Genomic DNA, 21,294 nt, shown 5'->3' with positions numbered 1-21,294 from the left:
AATAAAAAAGCCGGGTGGCGGCTTCGCCTTACCCGGCCTACGTTATTTCTGGGCGTTATCTTTTACAATTTCGCAAACACCCGGCGCGCGGCGTCGATGGTGTTATTGATATCGTCTTCACTGTGCGCGACGGACATAAAGCCCGCTTCGAAGGCGGACGGCGCCAGGTAAATCCCTTCATCCAGCATCATGTGGAAGAAACGCTTGAAGCGTTCAACGTCGCATGCCATCACATCCTGATAGCAGGTCACGGTTTCTGCATCGGTGAAGAAAATCCCGAACATCCCGCCCACATGGTTAACCACCAGCGGAATATTCGTCTCTTCGGCGGCTTCCAGCAGACCTTCCGCCAGACGCGTCGTCAGTTCATTTAGCGTTTCATGAATACCCGGCTGGGCCACTTCGTTCAGACAAGCAAAACCTGCTGCCATCGCAATCGGGTTACCTGAAAGCGTACCCGCCTGATAAACCGGACCGGTCGGCGCCAGCGCGTCCATCACATCACGGCGACCGCCGAATGCGCCAACGGGCATCCCGCCACCGATGATTTTGCCAAGGCAGGTCAGATCCGGAACGACGCCGTAATAATCCTGCGCACCGGCTAGCGCCACGCGGAAACCGGTCATGACTTCATCGATGATCAACAGTGCGCCAAACTCATCACACAGGGCACGCAGGCCCGGCAGGAATTCTGGCAGCGGCGGGATGCAGTTCATGTTGCCTGCGACCGGCTCAACGATAATGCAGGCGATCTCCTGCGGATACTGTTCAAATGCCGCACGAACTGAAGAGAGATCGTTGTAGGTGCAGGTCAGGGTGTGTTTCGCAAAATCGGCTGGAACGCCCGGGGAGTTTGGCTGACCCAGCGTTAACGCGCCGGAACCAGCTTTAACCAGCAGGCAGTCGGCATGACCGTGATAGCAGCCTTCAAATTTGATGATCTTATCGCGACCGGTGAAACCGCGCGCCAGACGGATTGCGCTCATCGTCGCTTCCGTACCGGAGTTCACCATACGCACCATATCCATGGTCGGCACAAGTTCAGTGACCAGCTCCGCCATTTTCACTTCCATCTCGGTCGGCGCGCCGAAGCTTAAACCGCGCTCTGCGGCTTCAATCACCGCATTGCGAATTGCCGGGTGGTTATGGCCCAGTACCATCGGTCCCCAGGAACCGACGTAATCGACATAGGCTTTACCATCGACATCGTACAGATACGCGCCGTCCGCTTTTTCGATAAACAGCGGAGTACCACCCACGCCAGTAAAGGCGCGAACGGGGGAGTTAACGCCGCCAGGGATAAGTTCGCGTGCTGCGCTGTAGAGATTTTCAGACTTACTCATGGATGGGGTCCTGGTTCGTAGAAAAAGTAAATGCCCGCTATTCTAGTTATTCAGAGAAGGTTATGAAAGTTTTACGCAATTGAAACAATGCGATTTGCAGGGGATTTTCGTGAAATGTGCGAGTAGAATGCCGATTCCGTATTTGTATTACCAATTAATGATCATCTGATGAAGACTGACTCTCCCTCTTTTGAAGCACAACAAATTGTGCGTTTACGCCGCAGGGATCAAATCCGTCGACTCCTGGAACGCGACAAAACGCCGTTGGCGATCCTGTTGATGGCCGCCGTTGTCGGTACCGTGACGGGGCTTGTTGGCGTGGCATTTGAGAAAGCGGTGACCTGGGTGCAAAATCAGCGCATTGGCGCCCTGGCCCAGGTTGCGGACCATGCCATTCTGCTGTGGCCGCTGGCGTTTATTCTCTCTGCATTGCTGGCGATGGTCGGCTATTTTCTGGTTCGTAAATTTGCGCCGGAAGCGGGAGGCTCGGGGATCCCTGAGATTGAAGGCGCGCTGGAAGAGCTACGACCTGTGCGCTGGTGGCGCGTTCTGCCGGTGAAATTTATTGGCGGCATGGGCACGCTGGGAGCCGGTATGGTGCTCGGGCGAGAAGGGCCGACCGTACAGATAGGCGGGAACATTGGGCGCATGGTGCTGGATATTTTCCGCATGCGCAGCGCTGAAGCGCGACATACCCTGCTGGCCACCGGTGCGGCTGCGGGTTTGTCGGCGGCGTTTAATGCGCCTCTGGCGGGGATCCTGTTCATTATTGAAGAGATGCGCCCGCAGTTTCGCTATAACCTCGTCTCGATCAAAGCCGTGTTTACCGGCGTTATTATGTCGAGCATCGTGTTTCGTGTGTTCAACGGTGAAGCACCGATTATTGAAGTCGGGAAGCTGTCTAATGCGCCGGTAAATACGCTGTGGCTGTATCTTGTGCTGGGGCTTATTTTTGGCTGTGTCGGGCCGTTGTTCAACACCATGGTGTTGCGTACCCAGGATATGTTCCAGCGCTTCCACGGCGGTGAAATTAAAAAATGGGTGCTGATGGGCGGCGCGATTGGTGGCCTGTGTGGGATCCTGGGATTAATTAAACCGGAAGCGGCAGGCGGCGGGTTTAACCTGATTCCTATCGCCGCGGCGGGTAATTTTAGCGTCGGTTTACTGCTGTTTATATTTATTACCCGGGTGATCACCACGCTGTTGTGCTTCTCGTCCGGCGCGCCCGGTGGGATTTTTGCCCCGATGCTGGCGTTGGGCACATTACTTGGCACTGCGTTCGGTATGGCCGCGGCGGCCTCTTTTCCACAGTATCATCTGGAGGCCGGAACCTTTGCCATTGCCGGAATGGGAGCTTTGCTGGCGGCTTCGGTACGTGCACCGCTAACCGGTATTGTACTGGTGCTGGAGATGACCGATAACTATCAGCTCATTTTGCCAATGATTATTACCTGTCTTGGCGCAACACTATTAGCCCAATTTATGGGTGGAAAGCCGCTATACTCGACTATCCTTGCCCGCACGCTGGCAAAACAGGAAGCGGAGCAGGCGGCAAAAAGCCAGAGTACCGCCGCTGGCGAGAATACTTGAACGAAATACCAGGGTATTAGATAATGGCCTTAACCATTGGGTTATAATTTGCCCAATTGCCAATGTCGTTTGGAGCAAAATATGAGTGATGACGTAGCGCTGCCACTGCAATTTACTGAAGCAGCAGCCAATAAAGTAAAAAGCCTGATCGCTGACGAAGATAACCCGAATCTGAAATTACGCGTGTATATCACCGGCGGTGGTTGCAGCGGTTTCCAGTACGGTTTCACCTTTGATGATCAGGTGAACGATGGTGATATGACCATTGAGAAACAAGGTGTGGGTCTGGTGGTTGATCCGATGAGCCTGCAATATCTGGTGGGCGGCGCGGTTGACTATACCGAAGGTCTGGAAGGTTCCCGCTTCGTTGTGACTAACCCCAATGCGAAAAGCACCTGCGGGTGTGGTTCTTCTTTCAGCATCTGATTGCTGCCTGTAATACCGATGGTCTGATGGTGTAGGCCCGGTAAGCGTAGCGCCACCGGGCAATGTGCCGGTTGGCGGCGTAAACGCCTTATCCGGCCTACATGTTCTGCATCATCACATCAACGCCCGTTATCATCCAGTGCAAACGTCGGCAATTTCAAATGCCAGCGAATGGCGGCAAGCCTAATCAGCAGGGTGACGATCATCCCCATCATACTGGCGTTTTCCAGCGATACATTAAAGGTATAAAACGCTGTCGCATGCACGATCCCGCCGATAATACATGCCGTGGCGTAGATTTCGGTGCGCAGAATCATCGGGACTTCACGAGCTAACACGTCGCGAATGATCCCGCCGCCGACGCCGGTAATCACCCCCATACAGATCGCCACCAGGGGACCCGTCCCTGCGAGAAATGCTTTATTGACGCCAATCCCCACGAACACCGCCAGGCCAACGGCATCCAGCACCGGAAGGATCCACTTCGGTAAACGTCGTGGCTGACGTACCAGCAGGATTGTCAGCATGCTGGTGATCATTGCCACCACCAGATCGGTGGGATCCTTAACCCAAAATACCGGCCCATGATCCAGCGCCATATCGCGGATCGTTCCGCCGCCAACGGCGGTAACCACCCCGAGGACCAGGACGCCAAACGGGTCCATTCGCAATTTTCCGGCCAGTAAGACGCCAGAGATAGCAAATACCGCGGTACCGACAATATCCAGCCAATAGACGAGCATTTTTAAATCCTCACAACAGACCTGGTGGGGGCAGGCGCTAATTTATCTGTGAAAGCGCATTACAGAGTTGTTTTGCGGCGAGGATAATACGCGGGCTCGCGCGTTCGAACCAGTCACTATTAAGTGTAATAATGGGTATTTTTAGCTGGTTTCCCCAGTATTGTTCAATTTTCAGAGTTTCGCCTGGCCCTCCGGTTGCAACAATAGCCTGGGGCGCTCGTGCCAGGACCTGCTCACGGCTAACCTGTGGCCAGGGAACCCGACTGCCGGCAAAGATGTTTTCTCCACCGCATACCTCAAGAACTTCGTGCTGAATGGAGCCTTTTCCACTGGTAAACAGAGGATTTGCGCCAAACTGGAGAAACACGCGTTTTTTCGGTTTGTTGGCATACCGAGATTTTAGTAAAGCATAGTCATCAAGCATGGTTTGCGCCGCCTGTTTGGCCTGCTCAGGTTTTGGGCTCCACGCTGCCAGCTGGCGGAGCGCATCGGCGACCTGCTCGATGGTAACGGCGTCCACCCAGATGACCTTAATTCCCAGGGCGGTCAGTTGATTCACCTGCCGCTCAGCATTTCCCCCGCGCCAGGCGACGACTAAATCCGGTTTAAGCGCCACAATGCGTTCAAGGTTCATACCTTGCCAGGTGGAAACCTCCTCGATATTTTTGGCCGCTGGCGGGTAGTTTGAGTAGCTACTGACGCCTACGGGTGTAATGCCGGCGGCAAAGGCGAGTTCGGTATTGGCTGGAGAAAGCGTCACAACACGCGGTGCGGCGTACAGGAACGCCGGAAGAGTGAATAGCAGGGCGACCAGCGCCCTGGAGAGTAATTTAGCCATGCGCCAGTTTCTGTACCAGCGTTTCAACCATCAGACTTGACTGTTTCGCGGCAACAACCAGGAACTCGTCAAAGCTGAGATGGGACTGCTGATCGGCGACGTCAGAGATGGCGCGAACCACGACAAACGGCACATTGAAGTTATGGCAAACGTGCGCAATCGCGGTCGCTTCCATTTCAACGGCAATGGCCTGCGGGAAGTTATGCTTAATTTTAGCCAGGCCCACGGAGCCATTAATGAAGGCATCGCCGCTGACGATTAGTCCGCGAACGGCGTTCAGATTGAGTTGCGCAATGCAGGATTCTGCTGCAGCAATTAGCGCAGGATCGGCTTTAAAACCAGCCGGGCAGCCCGGTAACTGACCAAATTCATAGCCAAAGGCGGTAACGTCGGCATCGTGATAGCGCGCTTCGTCAGAAACCACAATATCGCCGACTTTCAGCGTAGAGGCCAGGCCGCCCGCGGAACCGGTGTTAATGATGGCATCCGGCTTGCAGCGTTCAAGCAGCAGCGTAGCGCCCAGCGCCGCCGCCACTTTACCGATACCTGATTTCAGTAGCGCAACCTCTGTACCGTTCAGTTGGCCGGTGTAAATTTCACAACCGCCGAGAGAGAGGGTCTGACGGTTTTCGATTTTGTCACGCAGTAGCGTAACTTCTTCTTCCATTGCACCAATGATGCCGATTTTCATAGATTTACTCGCGATAAGCCAGATTTGAGGGCATAGTCTATCATGCGCTTAAGGGGTAGCGCATTTCTCAGGCGGGAGAGGATATGGTACAGATCGATTTCCGAAAAAAAATAAACTGGCATCGTCGTTACCGTTCGCCGCAGGGCGTGAAGACGGAGCATGAGATCCTGCGTATTTTCGAAAGCGATCGTGGACGTATTATCAATTCTCCGGCTATTCGCCGACTGCAACAAAAAACCCAGGTCTTTCCGCTGGAACGTAACGCGGCGGTGCGCACGCGCCTGACGCACTCGATGGAAGTTCAGCAAGTTGGGCGCTATATCGCTAAAGAGATCCTCAGCCGACTGAAAGAACTAAAACTGCTGGAGCAGTATGGTCTGGATGAACTGACGGGACCGTTTGAGAGTATTGTCGAAATGTCGTGCCTGATGCATGACATTGGCAATCCGCCGTTTGGTCATTTTGGTGAAGCGGCGATTAATGACTGGTTCCGCCAGCGGCTGTATCCCGCCGACGCGGAAAGTCAGCCCCTCAGCGATGACCGCTGCCTGGTGGCGGCGTTACGTTTGCGCGAAGGCGAAGAGTCGCTGAATGATATTCGCCGTAAGGTGCGCCAGGACCTGTGCCATTTTGAAGGTAATGCCCAAGGGATTCGTCTGGTGCATACTTTGATGCGTATGAATCTTACCTGGGCTCAGGTTGGTGGTATTTTAAAATATACCCGTCCGGCGTGGTGGCGCGGAAGTACGCCTACGACGCATGACTATTTAATGAAGAAACCGGGCTATTACCTTTCTGAAGAACCGTATATTGAACGGTTACGTAAAGAATTATCATTAGCGCCCTACAGTCGCTTTCCGTTAACCTGGATAATGGAAGCTGCCGATGATATCTCTTATTGCGTGGCCGACCTGGAAGATGCCGTTGAGAAAAGAATCTTTAGTGTCGAACAACTTTATCACCATCTGCATGAGGCGTGGGGGCATCACGAAAAAGGTTCCCTGTTTAGCCAGGTTGTTGAGAATGCCTGGGAGAAATCACGTTCAAATACATTAAGCCGGAGCACGGAAGATCAGTTCTTTATGTATTTACGCGTCAATACGCTGAATAAACTGGTGCCGTATGCAGCCCAGCGGTTTATTGATAATTTACCGCAGGTTTTTGACGGCAGCTTTAATCACGCGCTGTTAGAAGATGCCAGTAGCTTTAGTCAGTTGCTGGGGGTCTATAAAAATGTGGCGGTAAAACACGTATTTAGTCATCCGGACGTTGAGCAGTTGGAATTGCAGGGGTATCGGGTGATCAGCGGGTTGCTGGAGATCTATCAGCCTTTATTAAAAATGTCCCAGTCAGATTTTACTGAGCTGGTCGACAATGAAAGAGTTAAACGTTTTCCTATCGAATCACGATTATTTCAGAAGTTGTCTACTCGCCATCGTCTTGCTTATGTCGAGGCGGTTAGTAAAATATCAACGGGTTGCGCTGAGTTTTCGGTAATGGAATATTATTATCGCTGCCGGCTGATTCAGGATTATATCAGCGGGATGACCGATCTGTATGCCTGGGATGAATATCGTCGCTTGATGGCCGTAGAACAATAAATACTCATTTGTAAAGACGGCCAATAAAATTTTACTTTTTCCTTAAACTCAATTCTGGAACTTAGCGCTATAAAACGACTCTGACGTATACAGCAATTTTGCGTTACCTGTTAATCGAGAACGAAACACATGAAAAAAACCACATTAGCAATGAGTGCACTGGCTCTGAGTTTAGGTTTGGCGTTGTCCCCCCTGTCTGCCACAGCGGCTGAGACGTCGTCTTCAGCAATGACCGCCCAACAGATGCCAAGCCTGGCCCCGATGCTCGAAAAAGTGATGCCATCGGTGGTAAGCATTAACGTCGAGGGGAGCACGACGGTAAATACGCCGCGTATGCCGCGTAATTTCCAGCAGTTCTTCGGTGATAATTCACCATTCTGCCAGGACGGTTCACCGTTCCAGAGTTCACCGTTCTGCCAGGGCGGCGCACCGGGCGCTGACAACGGCGGCGGCCAGCAGCAGAAATTTATGGCGCTGGGTTCCGGCGTAATTATTGATGCCGCGAAAGGGTATGTCGTGACCAACAACCACGTGGTAGATAACGCCACGGTGATTAAGGTTCAGTTGAGCGATGGCCGTAAATTTGATGCGAAGATTGTGGGTAAAGATCCGCGCTCCGATATCGCGCTGATCCAAATTCAGGATCCGAAAAACCTGACGGCGATTAAGCTGGCAGATTCCGACGCGCTGCGTGTGGGTGATTACACCGTAGCAATTGGTAACCCGTTTGGCCTCGGTGAGACCGTGACCTCCGGTATTGTTTCTGCGCTGGGCCGTAGCGGCCTGAACGCGGAAAACTACGAAAACTTTATTCAGACGGATGCCGCGATCAACCGGGGTAACTCCGGTGGCGCACTGGTTAACCTGAACGGTGAGCTGATCGGTATTAACACCGCGATCCTTGCGCCGGACGGCGGTAACATCGGTATCGGCTTTGCAATCCCGAGCAACATGGTGAAAAACCTGACGTCACAGATGGTTGAGTTTGGTCAGGTTAAACGCGGTGAGCTGGGTATTATGGGTACCGAGCTGAGCTCTGAGCTGGCGAAAGCGATGAAAGTTGATGCTCAGCGTGGCGCATTTGTCAGCCAGGTGATGCCGAACTCTTCCGCAGCGAAAGCAGGTATTAAAGCCGGGGATGTGATTACCTCCCTGAACGGTAAACCGATCAGCAGCTTCGCCGCCCTGCGTGCGCAGGTGGGTACGATGCCGGTAGGCAGCAAAATTAACCTTGGCCTGTTGCGTGACGGTAAGCCGGTCACTGTGAATCTGGAACTGCAGCAGAGCAGCCAGACTCAGGTTGATTCCAGCTCTATCTTCAAAGGCATTGAAGGGGCTGATATGAGCAACAAAGGCCAGGACAAAGGGGTCGTGGTCAGCGAGGTGAAAGCGAATTCTCCGGCTGCACGGATTGGCCTGAAGAAAGGGGATGTGATTATCGGTGCGAACCAGCAGCCGGTGAAAAATATCGCCGAACTGCGCAAAATCCTCGACAGCAAACCGGCTGTACTGGCGCTGAACATTCAGCGTGGTGACAGCTCTATCTATCTGTTGATGCAGTAATCTCTCTCAACCCCTTCCTGCACAGGAAGGGGTTTCTTTTTGTGATACTTCCCACAACTCCATACTTCTCCCTCTCGCTTTGTGCAGTTGCACAATGCCGCCGCTTATTATCTTCCCTATGCTTGAGCTCTGCTCACAGGAGGGGTTTATGGCTGGCTGGCATCTTGATACCAAAATGGCGCAGGATATTGTAGCGCGAACCATGCGCATCATTGATACCAATATCAACGTAATGGATGCCCGCGGGCGGATCATTGGCAGCGGCGATCGCGAACGAATTGGTGAATTGCACGAAGGCGCGCTGCTGGTGCTTTCACAAGGTCGGGTGGTCGATATTGACGATGCGGTAGCCCGGCATTTACACGGTGTGCGTCAGGGGATAAACCTGCCGCTGCGTCTGGAAGGCGAAATCGTTGGCGTTATCGGTCTTACTGGCGAGCCGGAACATCTGCGCAAGTATGGCGAACTGGTGTGCATGACCGCCGAAATGATGCTGGAACAGTCGCGTCTGATGCATCTGTTAGCGCAGGATAGCCGTCTGCGTGAAGAGCTGGTGATGAACCTGATTCAGGCTGAAGAGAATACCCCAGCGCTGATGGAATGGGCACAGCGATTGGGCATTGATTTGAACCAGCCGCGCGTGGTGGCGGTAGTGGAGGTCGACAGCGGTCAGCTTGGCGTTGATAGTGCGATGGCGGAGCTACAGCAATTGCAGAACGCGTTGACTACGCCCGAACGTAATAATCTGATTGCGATTGTTTCTCTGACCGAGATGGTGGTGCTGAAACCAGCGCTCAATCAGTTTGGCCGCTGGGACGCTGAAGATCATCGCAAGCGCGTTGAGCAACTGATTGCCCGCATGAAAGAGAATGGACAACTGCGTTTTCGCGTGTCGCTGGGCAACTATTTTACCGGGCCCGGCAGCATTGCCCGTTCGTATCGTACGGCGCGCACCACCATGATGGTCGGCAAGCAGCGGATGCCGGAAAGCCGGAGCTATTTCTATCAGGACTTGATGCTGCCGGTGCTGCTGGACAGCCTGCGCGGCGGCTGGCAGGCCAATGAGCTGGCGCGCCCGCTGGTAAGGCTGAAAGCGATGGATAACAACGGTTTGCTGCGTCGAACATTATCGGCATGGTTTCGACATAACGTTCAGCCGCTGGCGACCTCAAAAGCATTGTTTATTCACCGCAATACGCTGGAGTATCGCCTGAACCGTATTTCAGAGCTGACCGGGCTGGATCTGGGGAATTTTGACGATCGACTGCTGCTGTATGTGGCGTTGCAGCTGGATGAGCAGCATTGATTAATTGCCTGATAAGCGTAGCGCTATCAGGCAACAATCTACTTATTTGCGCGTTAGTTTTTCCAGATCGGCTTCAATCTCGCTGATCTTGTTGGTCACGACGCTTTCCAGATGACGTAAATCATCGAGGATCTTGCGTTTAAGATCGACTTCGCTGCGATCTCGCTGGCAGATCTGATCCAGTTCGTCGATCACGTAGCGCAGGTTGGGACTGATCTCCTGCACTTCTTTGTAACCCTGACCGACGCCATCGGCGACAACCGTTTTACGCTGACGGGGATATTTGAACTTCACGCTCTTGGCAAAAAACTCGCCTTTATCCTTCTGGAAATAGATTTTCAGGATATCGTTGTTGGCTTCTTGCCGCAGGCTGTAACGATCGATCTCTTCAGGATTAGTAATGCCCAGACTTTTCAGATTGTCATACATAGCGGTACCCTTAAGCTCACTATAACCATTGAATAATTAACGAAAAGCCTTGTTTATGCCACTCGCAGATGTAAAAAAAGCGGGCTAAGCCCGCTTTTTCAAATCGCTGTTAGTCGATGGTGCGTAACAGTTCGTTGATTCCCACTTTGCCACGCGTTTTGGCATCGACTTTCTTCACAATCACCGCGCAGTACAGGCTGTATTTGCCATCTTTCGACGGCAGGTTGCCGGAGACGACCACGGAGCCCGCCGGAACGCGGCCGTAATGCACTTCGCCGGTTTCGCGATCGTAAATACGGGTGCTCTGGCCGATATACACACCCATGGAAATGACAGAGCCTTCTTCGACGATCACGCCTTCAACCACTTCAGAGCGCGCGCCGATGAAGCAGTTGTCTTCGATGATGGTCGGGTTAGCCTGCAACGGTTCCAGTACGCCACCAATACCAACGCCACCGGACAGGTGTACGTTCTTACCGATTTGCGCACAGGAACCCACGGTCGCCCAGGTATCAACCATCGTACCTTCATCAACATAAGCGCCGATGTTCACGTAAGACGGCATCAGCACGGTGTTACGGGCGATAAACGCGCCCTGACGCACTGCCGCAGGCGGAACCACGCGGAAACCTTCTTTCTGGAAGCGCGCTTCGTCGTAGTTGGCGAATTTCATCGGCACTTTATCGAAGTAACGGCTTTCCGCACCTTCGATAACCTGATTATCGTTAATACGGAAAGAGAGCAGGACCGCCTTTTTCAGCCACTGATGCGTGACCCACTGACCCTCAATCTTTTCTGCGACGCGCAGTGCACCGGAATCCAGTAAAGAAATAACCTGATTCACCGCTTCGCGGGTTACGGTATCTACATTTGCCGGAGTAATGTCGGCACGGCGCTCGAAAGCGGACTCAATAACGTTCTGTAACTGCTGCATTGTTAAACTCTTTCCATAATAAATAAAAACATTACCCTTTATCGTTTGGATTGAGGGCCTCTGTCAACCGTTGATGCACTTCCTGCTGCAGCTCATTATTAAGGGCGCGCCGGTCGGCGGTGGCGATTATGAATAAATCTTCTACTCGCTCGCCAATAGTTGTAATTCGGGCGCCATGCAGCGAAATTCCCAGATCGGCAAAAATCTGCCCGACCCGCGCCAGCAGTCCTGGCTGGTCGAGAGCGATAAGCTCAAGAAATGATTTTCGGTCGGTATGGGTCGGCAGAAAAGTGACCTCGGTATCGACGGTAAAGTGACGTAATTTTGCCGGCTGGCGACGCGGTTGCGGCGGCTGCCAGCTACGCTGGGTGATCGCCTGTTCAAGCCCAAAACGGATCGCTTCGTGTCGGTCTGACGACAGCGGGCTACCGTCTGGTTCCAGCACAATGAACGTATCCATCGCCATCCCATCGCGGGTGGTGAAAATCTGCGCATCGTGGACGCTAAGGTTGCGCCTGTCCAGTTCGGCGCAGACGGCAGCAAACAGGTAAGGGCGGTCAGGGCTCCAGATGAAAATTTCCGTCCCGCCTCGCGTGGCCTGCGGGCTGAGCAGGATCAGCGGCTTGCTGAGATCGTGTTGCAGCAGATGACGTGCATGCCAGGCCAACTGATTTGGGCTGTGACGAACGAAATAGTTGGCGCGACAGCGCGACCAGATATGGTGTAGCGCTTCTTCATCAATGTTGTCCATGCGCAGTAGCGCCAGCGCCTGAAGCTGATGATGGCGTACGCGCTCACGCATATCCGGCGTGTTTTGCATCCCGCGCCGTAACTGTTTCTCCGTCGCGAAGTACAGCTCGCGCAGCAAGCTTTGCTTCCAGCTATTCCACAGCGTTTCGTTGGTGGCGCAAATATCTGCGACGGTCAGGCACACCAAAAAGCGCAGACGATGTTCCGTTTGCACCTCTTCGGCGAATTGCTTAATGACTTCGGGATCCTGAATATCGCGGCGCTGAGCGGTAACCGACATCAGCAAATGCTGGCGCACTAGCCACACGATCAGTTGCGTTTCGCGGGAGTTCAGACCGTGCAGTTCGGCGAATTTGAGCACATCCTGGGCGCCGAGAACCGAGTGATCGCCGCCGCGACCTTTGGCGATATCGTGGAACAGCGCGGCAATCAAAATCAGCTCCGGCTGTCGTAGACGCGGCCACAGATCCACACACAGCGGATGGCGCTGACGGGTCTCTTCGTTAGCAAAACTTTCCAGCTTGAGCATTACGCGAATGGTGTGTTCATCCACCGTATAGGCATGAAACAGGTCAAACTGCATTTGGCCGACAATATGCGACCATTGCGGCATATAGGCCCACAACACGCTGTGGCGATGCATAGGCAGCAGGCCGCGACTCACCGCGCCCGGATGGCGCAACATACTGAGAAACAGCGAACGCGCTTCCGGGATGTAGCACAGTGGCTGCGTTAAATGACGGCGGGCATGACGCAAATGGCGCAGCGTAGTGGAGTAAATTCCACTGATCGCGCTATTACGCACCATGATGTAAAACATCCGCAATATCGCCTCGGGTTTGCGAATAAACAGGTCGTCGTCGCGCAGATCAATCAACGTGCCGCGCAGTTGAAAGTCGTCATCAATCGGACGTGGTTTTTCATCGGCGGGCAGGGCGAGGATCGCCTCGTCGAACAGTTGCAACAGCATGTGGTTCAGTTCGCTGACCCGTCGTGTGACGCGGAAATAGTCTTTCATCATCCGCTCGATAGGCTCGTTGCCTTCACCGCCGTAGTTCAGGCGTTGCGCCACGCTGAGCTGACGATCAAACAGCAGACGGTTGTCGTAACGACTAACGACCAGATGCAGGGCAAAGCGAATGCGCCACAGGATATGCAAACATTCATTCAGCTCGGCACGTTCTGCCTGCGTCAAAAAGCCGAAACCGACCATTTCATCCAGTGAGGTGGCGCCAAAATGGCGGCGGGCCACCCATTGCAGGGTATGAATATCGCGCAGGCCGCCGGGGCTACTTTTGATATCCGGCTCCAGGTTGTAGCTGGTGCCGTGATAGCGCTGGTGGCGCTGATTCTGCTCTTCAACTTTGGCTGCGTAAAACTTATCGGATGGCCAGAAACCTTCGCTAAAAATATGCTTTTGTAGCTCAAGAAACAGCGCCACATCACCAATCAGCAGGCGTGTTTCAATCAGGTTGGTGGCGACGGTTAAATCTGACAATCCTTCCAGCAGACACTCTTCCAGCGTGCGCACGCTGTGCCCAACCTCGAGCCTCACGTCCCATAGCAGCGTTAACAGTTCGCCAACTTTTTCGGCCTGCGCGTCTGGTAGCTTTTTACGACTCAGGATCAGCAGGTCAATATCGGAAAGCGGATGCAGTTCGCCGCGCCCGTAACCGCCAACGGCAACCAGCGCCAGGTCGGCAATTTGACCGAAACCGGCTTCAATCCACAGACGTTGCAGTAACTGGTCAATAAACTCGGTGCGGGCCTCAATCAGCTGCTCTGCGGAAATCCCGCTGTCAAACGCGTCACCTAACCAGTGCTGGAAAGTGTCGATATGCGCTTTAATGCCGGGGCAGTTGAGATCGTGCTGCGGCCAGGTTCCGGGGTTCTGCGGTTGGCCTGGCAGGGTGGGGAGGGCAGTATTTGCGTGTTGTTCAGGAAGAGTATTCATTATGCGCCACCCATTAAAAAAGCCGGATGACGGCGTGAACGCCTTACCCGGCCTACGAAGTAGTACAATTTGTAGGCCTGATAAGATGCGGGTGCATCGCCATCAGGCAAAACATTATTCGTCGTGTGTGATAATCGCCGGGATGGTGTCATCCTTGCGTAATGTCAGAATTTCACAGCCTTTTTCCGTCACCACAATAGTATGCTCGTACTGAGCAGACAAGCTCCGATCTTTGGTTTTCACCGTCCACCCGTCTTTCATGGTGCGGATGCGGTAATCACCGGCATTCAGCATGGGTTCTACGGTGAAGGTCATGCCCGGCTGCAGTACCACACCGCCGTCGTCTGCATCGTAGTGCAGAACCTGCGGCTCTTCATGGAAGCCGCGACCGATGCCGTGACCGCAATATTCACGAACCACAGAGAAGCCTTCGCCTTCCGCGTATTTCTGAATCGCAGCGCCCAGCGTGCGCAGGCGAATACCCGGTTTTACCATCCGCAGCGCCAGATACAGGCTTTCCTGCGTGACGCGGCACAAACGCTCGCCCAGAATGGTTGGTTTGCCGACGATGAACATTTTCGAGGTATCACCGTGGAACTCGTCTTTAATCACGGTTACGTCGATGTTGACGATATCGCCGTCTTTCAGGAGCTTGGCGTCGTCCGGGATCCCATGGCACACCACTTCATTAATAGAGATGCACACGGACTTCGGATAACCGTGATAGCCCAGGCAGGCGGAAATGGCCTGCTGCTCATTCACGATGTAGTCATTACAGATGCGATCCAGTTCGCCGGTGCTGACGCCTGGCTTAACAAACGGTTCGATCATTTCCAGTACATCGGCGGCCAGACGGCCAGCGACGCGCATTTTTTCGATTTCTTCAGGGGTCTTGATTGAGATAGCCATGAATTCTGTCCATCAGTGCCGATGATATCGGCAATAATTGTTTAAGTGGTGCCAATGGTATCAGTCCGGCATACATGCTGCCAAATTGAGAATCATTCTGAACTTCGCCTTTCGTGCCACAGGTGTGTTGGCTGAAATTTTTCACTCCAGTCGCTCACTGCATGTAAGCGCCCGGAGATGCAAAAAATTGGCTGCCTCCCTGTAACACGAAATTCATCGTTCATTCAGCACGCACCGCCAACAATTATTGGTGTCGGTAGCGTATTTGTGGTATAAAGCGCGCCGGACTTCCGATCCATTTGAAGACTACACACGATGGACGGGAGCGACAAATCTCACTTTGTGTAACAACACACACGTATCGGCACATATTCCGGGGTGCCCTTTGGGGTCGGTAATATGGGATGCGTGGAGGCTTAACCCCAACTTTTATATATAGAGGTTTTAATCATGGCAACTGTTTCCATGCGCGACATGCTCAAGGCTGGTGTTCACTTCGGTCACCAGACCCGTTACTGGAACCCGAAAATGAAGCCGTTCATCTTCGGTGCGCGTAACAAAGTTCACATCATCAACCTTGAGAAAACTGTACCGATGTTCAACGAAGCTCTGGCTGAACTGAACAAGATCTCTGCTCGTAAAGGTAAAATCCTTTTCGTTGGTACTAAACGCGCTGCAAGCGAAGCGGTGAAAGAAGCTGCTAACAACTGCGACCAGTTCTTCGTGAACCATCGCTGGTTGGGCGGCATGCTGACTAACTGGAAAACCGTTCGTCAGTCCATCAAACGTCTGAAAGATCTGGAAACTCAGTCTCAGGACGGTACTTTCGAAAAGCTGACCAAGAAAGAAGCGCTGATGCGTACTCGTGAGCTTGAGAAACTGGAAAACAGCCTGGGCGGTATCAAAGACATGGGCGGTCTGCCGGACGCTCTGTTCGTAATCGATGCTGACCACGAGCACATTGCTATCAAAGAAGCAAACAACCTGGGTATCCCAGTATTTGCTATTGTTGATACCAACTCTGATCCGGACGGTGTTGACTTCGTTATCCCGGGTAACGACGACGCAATCCGTGCTGTGACCCTGTACCTGGGCGCTGTAGCTACTACCGTTCGTGAAGGCCGTTCTCAGGATCTGGCTTCCCAGGCGGAAGAAAGCTTCGTAGAAGCTGAATAATAAGGCACGCTCGTTCGAGCCCCTTTATAAACCAGGTAGTATCACGTTTGGTTAGGGGCCCTTTAGGCCCCTTTTTCACTTTTAAATCTGTGCGGTTTCATGCCGGGCAGATCAAATCTTCCGAGGATTTTAGAATGGCTGAAATTACCGCATCCCTGGTAAAAGAGCTGCGTGAGCGTACTGGCGCAGGCATGATGGATTGCAAAAAAGCACTGACTGAAGCTAATGGCGACATCGAGCTGGCAATCGAAAACATGCGTAAGTCCGGCGCAATCAAAGCGGCGAAAAAAGCAGGCAACGTTGCTGCTGACGGCGTAATCAAAACCAAAATCGACGGCAACATCGCTTTCATTCTGGAAGTTAACTGCCAGACTGACTTCGTTGCTAAAGATGCTGGTTTCCAGGCATTTGCTGACAAAGTACTGGACGCTGCCGTTGCTGGCAAAATCACTGACGTTGAAGTTCTGAAAGCGCAGTTCGAAGAAGAACGTGTTGCTCTGGTTGCTAAAATCGGTGAGAACATCAACATCCGTCGTGTTGCTTCCCTGGAAGGCGAAGTTCTGGGTAACTACCAGCACGGTGCTCGTATCGGTGTTCTGGTTGCTGCAACTGGCGCTGACGAAGAGCTGGTTAAACAGCTGGCAATGCACGTTGCTGCAAGCAAACCAGAATTCGTTAAGCCGGAAGACGTTTCTGCTGAAGTGGTAGAGAAAGAATACCAGGTTCAGCTGGACATCGCGATGCAGTCTGGTAAGCCGAAAGAAATCGCAGAGAAAATGGTTGAAGGCCGCATGAAGAAATTCACCGGTGAAGTTTCTCTGACTGGTCAGCCTTTCGTTATGGATCCGAGCAAATCTGTTGGTCAGCTGCTGAAAGAGCACAACGCTGATGTAACAGGCTTCATCCGCTTTGAAGTGGGTGAAGGTATCGAGAAAGTTGAGACTGACTTTGCAGCAGAAGTTGCTGCGATGTCCAAGCAGTCTTAATTTTTAAAGGAGCCGCCTGAGGGCGGCTTCTTTTTGTGTCTGGCTTGTAAATTCAGCGAACCGCTATAGTGGTCATGCTGAAAAGCGACATACAATGTCGCCGGTATTAATTCATCTCATTCGTTGACAGTCTCAGGAAAGAAACATGGCTACCAATGCAAAACCCGTCTACAAACGTATTCTGCTTAAGTTAAGTGGCGAAGCTCTGCAAGGTTCAGAAGGCTTCGGTATTGATGCAAGCATCCTTGACCGTATGGCTCAGGAAATCAAAGAGCTGGTTGAGCTGGGTATCCAGGTTGGCGTAGTGATTGGTGGTGGTAACCTGTTCCGTGGCGCTGGTCTGGCGAAAGCAGGGATGAACCGCGTTGTGGGCGACCACATGGGCATGTTAGCCACCGTCATGAACGGTCTGGCGATGCGCGATGCGCTTCACCGCGCCTATGTGAACGCTCGCTTGATGTCCGCAATTCCTCTGAATGGCGTGTGTGATAACTACAGCTGGGCGGAAGCAATCAGCCTGCTGCGTAACAACCGCGTTGTTATTTTGTCTGCGGGTACTGGCAATCCGTTCTTCACTACCGACTCTGCGGCTTGCCTGCGTGGTATTGAAATTGAAGCGGATGTGGTACTGAAAGCCACCAAAGTCGATGGCGTATTTACTGCTGACCCGGCTAAAGATCCAACGGCGACTATGTACGAACAGTTGACCTATGCTGAAGTACTGGATAAAGAGCTGAAAGTGATGGATCTTGCGGCGTTTACACTGGCTCGTGACCACAAATTACCGATTCGTGTCTTTAACATGAACAAACCGGGTGCGCTGCGCCGTGTTGTTATGGGTGAAAAAGAAGGCACGTTAATCACGGAATAATTCCCGTTGCGGCTAAATGCAGGTAATATTCCGCTTTAATGTCGCGGGATACGTCCCTCAAAATTAATCAAGACTATACTTGTCACATCTTGCGTGGTGGGTATGGTCTGACTGAAACAAGCTTTCAAGGATTCGTAACGTGATCAACGATATCAGAAAAGATGCTGAAGTACGCATGGACAAATGCGTCGAAGCGTTCAAAAACCAAATCAGCAAAATTCGCACGGGCCGTGCTTCTCCTAGCCTGCTGGATGGTATTGTCGTGGAATATTACGGCACACCGACCCCGCTGCGCCAGCTGGCAAGCGTAACGGTTGAAGATTCCCGTACCCTGAAAATCAACGTGTTCGACCGTTCTATGGGGCCAGCCGTTGAGAAAGCAATTATGGCTTCCGACCTCGGTCTGAATCCAAGTTCTGCGGGTTCCGACATCCGCGTTCCGCTGCCGCCGCTGACTGAAGAACGTCGTAAAGATCTGACCAAGATCGTGCGTGGCGAAGCTGAAGGCGCGCGCGTTGCCGTACGTAACGTACGCCGCGATGCCAACGACAAAGTGAAAGCGTTGTTGAAAGAAAAAGAGATCAGCGAAGATGACGATCGCCGTTCTCAGGACGACGTACAGAAACTGACTGACGCAGCTATCAAGAAAGTTGATGCGGCGCTGGCAGAGAAAGAAACGGAACTGATGCAGTTCTGATTCGCCTGTACGCTAAAAACGCCGCTTAGAAAGCCTGAGAAGGCTGGATGGCGGCGTTTTGCTTTTTTTCTGTCTATATACTCTAAATATTCGAGTTGCAGGAAGGCGGCGACGTAGGGCATCCCCGGGAGCGCACACCCGTGCGTGACAGGGGTGAACGAAGAGAGCCAACGTACATGCAACTTGAAGTATGACGAGTAAAATTCTTCTGGATGTCTGATGAAGCAATTAACCATCCTGGGATCAACCGGTTCCATTGGTTGCAGTACGCTGGATGTAGTACGCCATAACCCGGAAAAATTTCGTGTTGCTGCGTTGGTGGCGGGTAAAAATGTCGTCCGTATGGTTGAGCAATGTCTGGAATTTTCTCCTCGCTATGCGGTAATGGACGATGAAAAAAGCGCTGCGTTGGTAAAAGCAGCTCTGCTGGAGCAGGGTAGTCGTACTGAGGTTATGAGCGGGCAGCAGGCTGCCTGTGATATGGCTGCGCTGGATGATGTTGATCAGGTTATGGCGGCGATTGTCGGCGCGGCGGGCTTGCTACCGACGCTGGCGGCAATCCGCGCGGGCAAAAGCATTTTGCTGGCGAATAAAGAGTCTCTGGTGACCTGCGGGCGTCTGTTTATGGACGACGTGCAACGCCACAAAGCACAGCTTTTGCCGGTAGATAGCGAACATAACGCGATTTTTCAGAGTTTACCGCAACCTATCCAACACAATCTGGGATACGCTGACCTTGAGCAAAATGGTGTCATATCAGTTTTGCTTACCGGGTCTGGTGGCCCTTTCCGTGAAACGCCATTGCGCGATCTGGTTTCTATGACCCCCGATCAGGCATGTCGTCATCCGAATTGGTCGATGGGACGAAAAATCTCTGTCGATTCAGCCACCATGATGAATAAAGGTCTGGAATACATTGAAGCGCGTTGGTTATTTAATGCCAATGCAAGCCAGATGGAAGTGCTGATTCACCCGCAGTCGGTTATTCATTCGATGGTGCGTTATCAGGATGGTAGCGTTCTGGCGCAGTTGGGGGAACCTGATATGCGTACGCCTATTGCTCATACGATGGCATGGCCAGAACGAGTGACGTCCGGCGTTAAGCCTGTCGACTTTTGCAAGCTCAGTGCGTTGACGTTTTCCGCACCTGATTACCAGCGTTATCCATGCCTGAAACTGGCGATGGACGCGTTTGAGCAAGGGCAGGCGGCGACGACCGCTTTGAACGCAGCGAATGAAATTACCGTTGCCGCATTCCTGGCGCAGCAGATCCGATTTACCGATATTGCTGACCTGAATTTATCCGTACTGGATAAGATGGATTTGCAGGAGCCACAGAGCGTTGATGACGTGCTGAAGGTTGATGCTATCGCGCGGGAAGTCGCCAGAAAAGAAGTGATGCGACGCTCAAGCTGATGATAATCCCTCCTCGGAGAATCGCGCTATTTGTTAGCGTTGGGCTTCAGTGATATAGTCTGCGCCACTCGATCGCGGGTATTTGTTTTTTTTCGGTCGGGTAAGCCGTGGTTTGACACGGCTTTTTTGTGGATGCACAAAATCATTCAGGTTGCATCAAGGTGGCAAGTGGATGAGTCCCCTGGAGCATACAAAGAGTATGTGACTTGGGCGAAGATCACAGCCGACGAAGGAGCAGCCTGAAGGATGAAGCGCAAAAGGCTTCAGTATTCCTGAGTACCGTATAATCCTTTCAGGGACTAAAAACGCGTTATGTTGTCTGCAACTAAACCATTAAGCGAAAATTTGCCAGCACATGGTTGTCGCCATGTAGCAATTATCATGGATGGCAATGGCCGCTGGGCGAAAAAGCAAGGGAAGATTCGCGCCTTTGGACATAAGGCCGGAGCAAAGTCCGTCCGCCGGGCTGTCTCTTTTGCTGCCAATAACGGTATTGATGCGTTAACGCTGTATGCCTTTAGCAGTGAGAACTGGAACCGACCTGCGCAGGAAGTGAGCGCGTTAATGGAGCTGTTTGTGTGGGCGCTTGATAGCGAAGTGAAAAACCTGCATCGCCATAACGTACGTCTGCGTATTATCGGGGATATCAGTCGATTTAACTCACGTTTGCAAGAACGGATTCGCAAATCAGAAGCGATTACCGCCCAGAATACCGGGTTGACGCTAAATATTGCAGCGAATTACGGTGGACGGTGGGATATAGTCCAGGGAGTCAGACAACTGGCACAACAGGTGCAGAATGGTCTGCTGCGTCCAGAGCAAATCGATGAAGAGATGCTGGGGCAGCAAATTTGTATGCATGAACTGGCTCCTGTGGATTTAGTGATAAGGACTGGGGGAGAGCATCGAATTAGTAATTTTCTGTTGTGGCAAATTGCCTATGCCGAACTTTATTTTACGGATGTTCTCTGGCCCGATTTCGATGAACAAGACTTTGAAGGTGCGCTGCATGCCTTTGCTAATCGTGAGCGTCGTTTCGGCGGCACCGAGCCCGGTGATGAAAAAGCCTGA

At 52.5% G+C, this 21,294-nt stretch carries 19 protein-coding genes and 1 pseudogene; 12 read left to right on the top strand and 8 right to left on the bottom strand.

From position 1 onward, the window contains the following. Positions 1–62: 62 nt before the first annotated feature. Positions 63–1,343 carry a glutamate-1-semialdehyde 2,1-aminomutase gene (gene hemL / locus BZK42_RS14365; protein ID WP_016155721.1) on the bottom strand — a complete coding sequence of 427 codons (1,281 nt, stop codon included), beginning with the start codon at positions 1,341–1,343 and terminating at the stop codon, positions 63–65. A gap of 168 nt (positions 1,344–1,511) precedes the next feature. Between hemL and clcA the strand changes: the two genes are divergently transcribed. From clcA to erpA, 3 genes and pseudogenes are all read left to right on the top strand, one after another. Next, on the top strand, positions 1,512–2,933 hold the full coding sequence (gene clcA, locus BZK42_RS14360; protein WP_019078400.1) for a H(+)/Cl(-) exchange transporter ClcA: 1,422 nt from the start codon (positions 1,512–1,514) through the stop codon (positions 2,931–2,933). A gap of 23 nt (positions 2,934–2,956) precedes the next feature. After that, positions 2,957–3,022 (top strand): annotated as a pseudogene (gene yadW, locus BZK42_RS29055) (small protein YadW). Continuing rightward, a complete protein-coding gene (gene erpA, locus BZK42_RS14355; RefSeq protein WP_003018581.1) occupies positions 3,015–3,359 on the top strand; it encodes an iron-sulfur cluster insertion protein ErpA in 345 nt (114 codons plus the stop codon). Before yadW ends, erpA begins: the two are co-directional and overlap by 8 nt. 119 nt (positions 3,360–3,478) lie before the next feature. On the opposite strand, the gene BZK42_RS14350 is transcribed toward erpA, so the two are convergent. The 3 genes from BZK42_RS14350 to mtnN are packed head-to-tail and all read right to left on the bottom strand — an operon-like array spanning position 3,479 to position 5,631. Beyond that, positions 3,479–4,102: a TRIC cation channel family protein gene (locus BZK42_RS14350; RefSeq protein ID WP_006686772.1), complete on the bottom strand. Its 624-nt coding sequence runs from the start codon at positions 4,100–4,102 to the stop codon at positions 3,479–3,481. A 37-nt stretch (positions 4,103–4,139) separates the two neighbouring features. Next, entirely contained in the window at positions 4,140–4,940 is an 801-nt protein-coding gene (btuF, locus tag BZK42_RS14345) for a vitamin B12 ABC transporter substrate-binding protein BtuF (protein WP_016155723.1), read from the bottom strand. Further along, entirely contained in the window at positions 4,933–5,631 is a 699-nt protein-coding gene (gene mtnN, locus BZK42_RS14340) for a 5'-methylthioadenosine/S-adenosylhomocysteine nucleosidase (protein WP_016151752.1), read from the bottom strand. The genes btuF and mtnN overlap by 8 nt, the downstream gene beginning before the upstream one ends. An 83-nt stretch (positions 5,632–5,714) precedes the next feature. Here mtnN and dgt point away from each other — a divergent pair, with 83 nt between their 5' ends. The 3 genes from dgt (at position 5,715) to cdaR (ending at position 10,101) form a co-directional block, all read left to right on the top strand. Further along, entirely contained in the window at positions 5,715–7,232 is a 1,518-nt protein-coding gene (dgt, locus tag BZK42_RS14335; protein ID WP_016155724.1) for a dGTPase, read from the top strand. A gap of 129 nt (positions 7,233–7,361) precedes the next feature. Next, entirely contained in the window at positions 7,362–8,795 is a 1,434-nt protein-coding gene (gene degP, locus BZK42_RS14325) for a serine endoprotease DegP (protein ID WP_016151754.1), read from the top strand. A 148-nt stretch (positions 8,796–8,943) separates the two neighbouring features. Then, positions 8,944–10,101, top strand: a complete 1,158-nt coding sequence (cdaR, locus tag BZK42_RS14320; protein ID WP_016151755.1) for a DNA-binding transcriptional regulator CdaR — start codon at positions 8,944–8,946, stop codon at positions 10,099–10,101. A 42-nt stretch (positions 10,102–10,143) separates the two neighbouring features. Here the strand turns inward: cdaR and BZK42_RS14315 are convergent, their stop codons facing one another. The 4 genes from BZK42_RS14315 to map all read right to left on the bottom strand — a co-directional run bounded on the left by BZK42_RS14315 (position 10,144) and on the right by map (position 15,077). Further along, the gene (locus BZK42_RS14315; protein ID WP_003018562.1) at positions 10,144–10,530 is read right to left on the bottom strand and encodes a DUF3461 family protein; all 387 of its coding nucleotides are present in this window, start codon (positions 10,528–10,530) and stop codon (positions 10,144–10,146) included. A 109-nt stretch (positions 10,531–10,639) separates the two neighbouring features. Then, positions 10,640–11,464: a 2,3,4,5-tetrahydropyridine-2,6-dicarboxylate N-succinyltransferase gene (gene dapD / locus BZK42_RS14310; protein WP_003829186.1), complete on the bottom strand. Its 825-nt coding sequence runs from the start codon at positions 11,462–11,464 to the stop codon at positions 10,640–10,642. 31 nt (positions 11,465–11,495) lie between these two features. Continuing rightward, entirely contained in the window at positions 11,496–14,168 is a 2,673-nt protein-coding gene (gene glnD / locus BZK42_RS14305) for a bifunctional uridylyltransferase/uridylyl-removing protein GlnD (RefSeq protein ID WP_016151756.1), read from the bottom strand. A gap of 114 nt (positions 14,169–14,282) precedes the next feature. Next, positions 14,283–15,077 carry a type I methionyl aminopeptidase gene (gene map, locus BZK42_RS14300; protein WP_016151757.1) on the bottom strand — a complete coding sequence of 265 codons (795 nt, stop codon included), beginning with the start codon at positions 15,075–15,077 and terminating at the stop codon, positions 14,283–14,285. A gap of 450 nt (positions 15,078–15,527) precedes the next feature. Here map and rpsB point away from each other — a divergent pair, with 450 nt between their 5' ends. The 6 genes from rpsB to ispU all read left to right on the top strand — a co-directional run bounded on the left by rpsB (position 15,528) and on the right by ispU (position 21,294). Next, positions 15,528–16,253 (top strand): 30S ribosomal protein S2, encoded by a 726-nt coding sequence (gene rpsB, locus BZK42_RS14295; protein WP_016151758.1) that lies wholly within the window; start codon positions 15,528–15,530, stop codon positions 16,251–16,253. Positions 16,254–16,387: 134 nt separating this feature from the next. Beyond that, on the top strand, positions 16,388–17,239 hold the full coding sequence (gene tsf, locus BZK42_RS14290) for a translation elongation factor Ts (RefSeq protein ID WP_016151759.1): 852 nt from the start codon (positions 16,388–16,390) through the stop codon (positions 17,237–17,239). Positions 17,240–17,384: 145 nt separating this feature from the next. Next, a complete protein-coding gene (gene pyrH, locus BZK42_RS14285; RefSeq protein WP_005132114.1) occupies positions 17,385–18,110 on the top strand; it encodes a UMP kinase in 726 nt (241 codons plus the stop codon). A 139-nt stretch (positions 18,111–18,249) separates the two neighbouring features. Next, on the top strand, positions 18,250–18,807 hold the full coding sequence (gene frr, locus BZK42_RS14280) for a ribosome recycling factor (protein ID WP_016151760.1): 558 nt from the start codon (positions 18,250–18,252) through the stop codon (positions 18,805–18,807). 219 nt (positions 18,808–19,026) lie between these two features. Beyond that, positions 19,027–20,223, top strand: coding sequence for a 1-deoxy-D-xylulose-5-phosphate reductoisomerase (gene ispC, locus BZK42_RS14270; RefSeq protein WP_046275346.1), 1,197 nt, complete (start codon positions 19,027–19,029; stop codon positions 20,221–20,223). Between the two features lie 312 nt (positions 20,224–20,535). Continuing rightward, positions 20,536–21,294 (top strand): (2E,6E)-farnesyl-diphosphate-specific ditrans,polycis-undecaprenyl-diphosphate synthase, encoded by a 759-nt coding sequence (gene ispU, locus BZK42_RS14265; RefSeq protein WP_046275345.1) that lies wholly within the window; start codon positions 20,536–20,538, stop codon positions 21,292–21,294.

Source organism: Citrobacter braakii (assembly GCF_002075345.1).
GTDB lineage: Bacteria > Pseudomonadota > Gammaproteobacteria > Enterobacterales > Enterobacteriaceae > Citrobacter > Citrobacter braakii.
The sequence above is the reverse complement of the archived record's forward strand: the minus strand, read 5'-3'. Positions and strand labels throughout refer to the sequence as shown.

What these genes read in the sequence shown, in the direction of transcription:
- BZK42_RS14350 (WP_006686772.1), bottom strand. Translation starts at nt 4,102, where the DNA reads ATGCTCGTCTATTGGCTGGATATTGTCGGTACCGCGGTATTTGCTATC.
- hemL (WP_016155721.1), bottom strand. Translation starts at nt 1,343, where the DNA reads ATGAGTAAGTCTGAAAATCTCTACAGCGCAGCACGCGAACTTATCCCT.
- BZK42_RS14315 (WP_003018562.1), bottom strand. Translation starts at nt 10,530, where the DNA reads ATGTATGACAATCTGAAAAGTCTGGGCATTACTAATCCTGAAGAGATC.
- ispU (WP_046275345.1), top strand. Translation starts at nt 20,536, where the DNA reads ATGTTGTCTGCAACTAAACCATTAAGCGAAAATTTGCCAGCACATGGT.
- dapD (WP_003829186.1), bottom strand. Translation starts at nt 11,464, where the DNA reads ATGCAGCAGTTACAGAACGTTATTGAGTCCGCTTTCGAGCGCCGTGCC.
- rpsB (WP_016151758.1), top strand. Translation starts at nt 15,528, where the DNA reads ATGGCAACTGTTTCCATGCGCGACATGCTCAAGGCTGGTGTTCACTTC.
- mtnN (WP_016151752.1), bottom strand. Translation starts at nt 5,631, where the DNA reads ATGAAAATCGGCATCATTGGTGCAATGGAAGAAGAAGTTACGCTACTG.
- cdaR (WP_016151755.1), top strand. Translation starts at nt 8,944, where the DNA reads ATGGCTGGCTGGCATCTTGATACCAAAATGGCGCAGGATATTGTAGCG.
- map (WP_016151757.1), bottom strand. Translation starts at nt 15,077, where the DNA reads ATGGCTATCTCAATCAAGACCCCTGAAGAAATCGAAAAAATGCGCGTC.
- erpA (WP_003018581.1), top strand. Translation starts at nt 3,015, where the DNA reads ATGAGTGATGACGTAGCGCTGCCACTGCAATTTACTGAAGCAGCAGCC.
- btuF (WP_016155723.1), bottom strand. Translation starts at nt 4,940, where the DNA reads ATGGCTAAATTACTCTCCAGGGCGCTGGTCGCCCTGCTATTCACTCTT.
- pyrH (WP_005132114.1), top strand. Translation starts at nt 17,385, where the DNA reads ATGGCTACCAATGCAAAACCCGTCTACAAACGTATTCTGCTTAAGTTA.
- ispC (WP_046275346.1), top strand. Translation starts at nt 19,027, where the DNA reads ATGAAGCAATTAACCATCCTGGGATCAACCGGTTCCATTGGTTGCAGT.
- tsf (WP_016151759.1), top strand. Translation starts at nt 16,388, where the DNA reads ATGGCTGAAATTACCGCATCCCTGGTAAAAGAGCTGCGTGAGCGTACT.
- degP (WP_016151754.1), top strand. Translation starts at nt 7,362, where the DNA reads ATGAAAAAAACCACATTAGCAATGAGTGCACTGGCTCTGAGTTTAGGT.
- clcA (WP_019078400.1), top strand. Translation starts at nt 1,512, where the DNA reads ATGAAGACTGACTCTCCCTCTTTTGAAGCACAACAAATTGTGCGTTTA.
- dgt (WP_016155724.1), top strand. Translation starts at nt 5,715, where the DNA reads ATGGTACAGATCGATTTCCGAAAAAAAATAAACTGGCATCGTCGTTAC.
- glnD (WP_016151756.1), bottom strand. Translation starts at nt 14,168, where the DNA reads ATGAATACTCTTCCTGAACAACACGCAAATACTGCCCTCCCCACCCTG.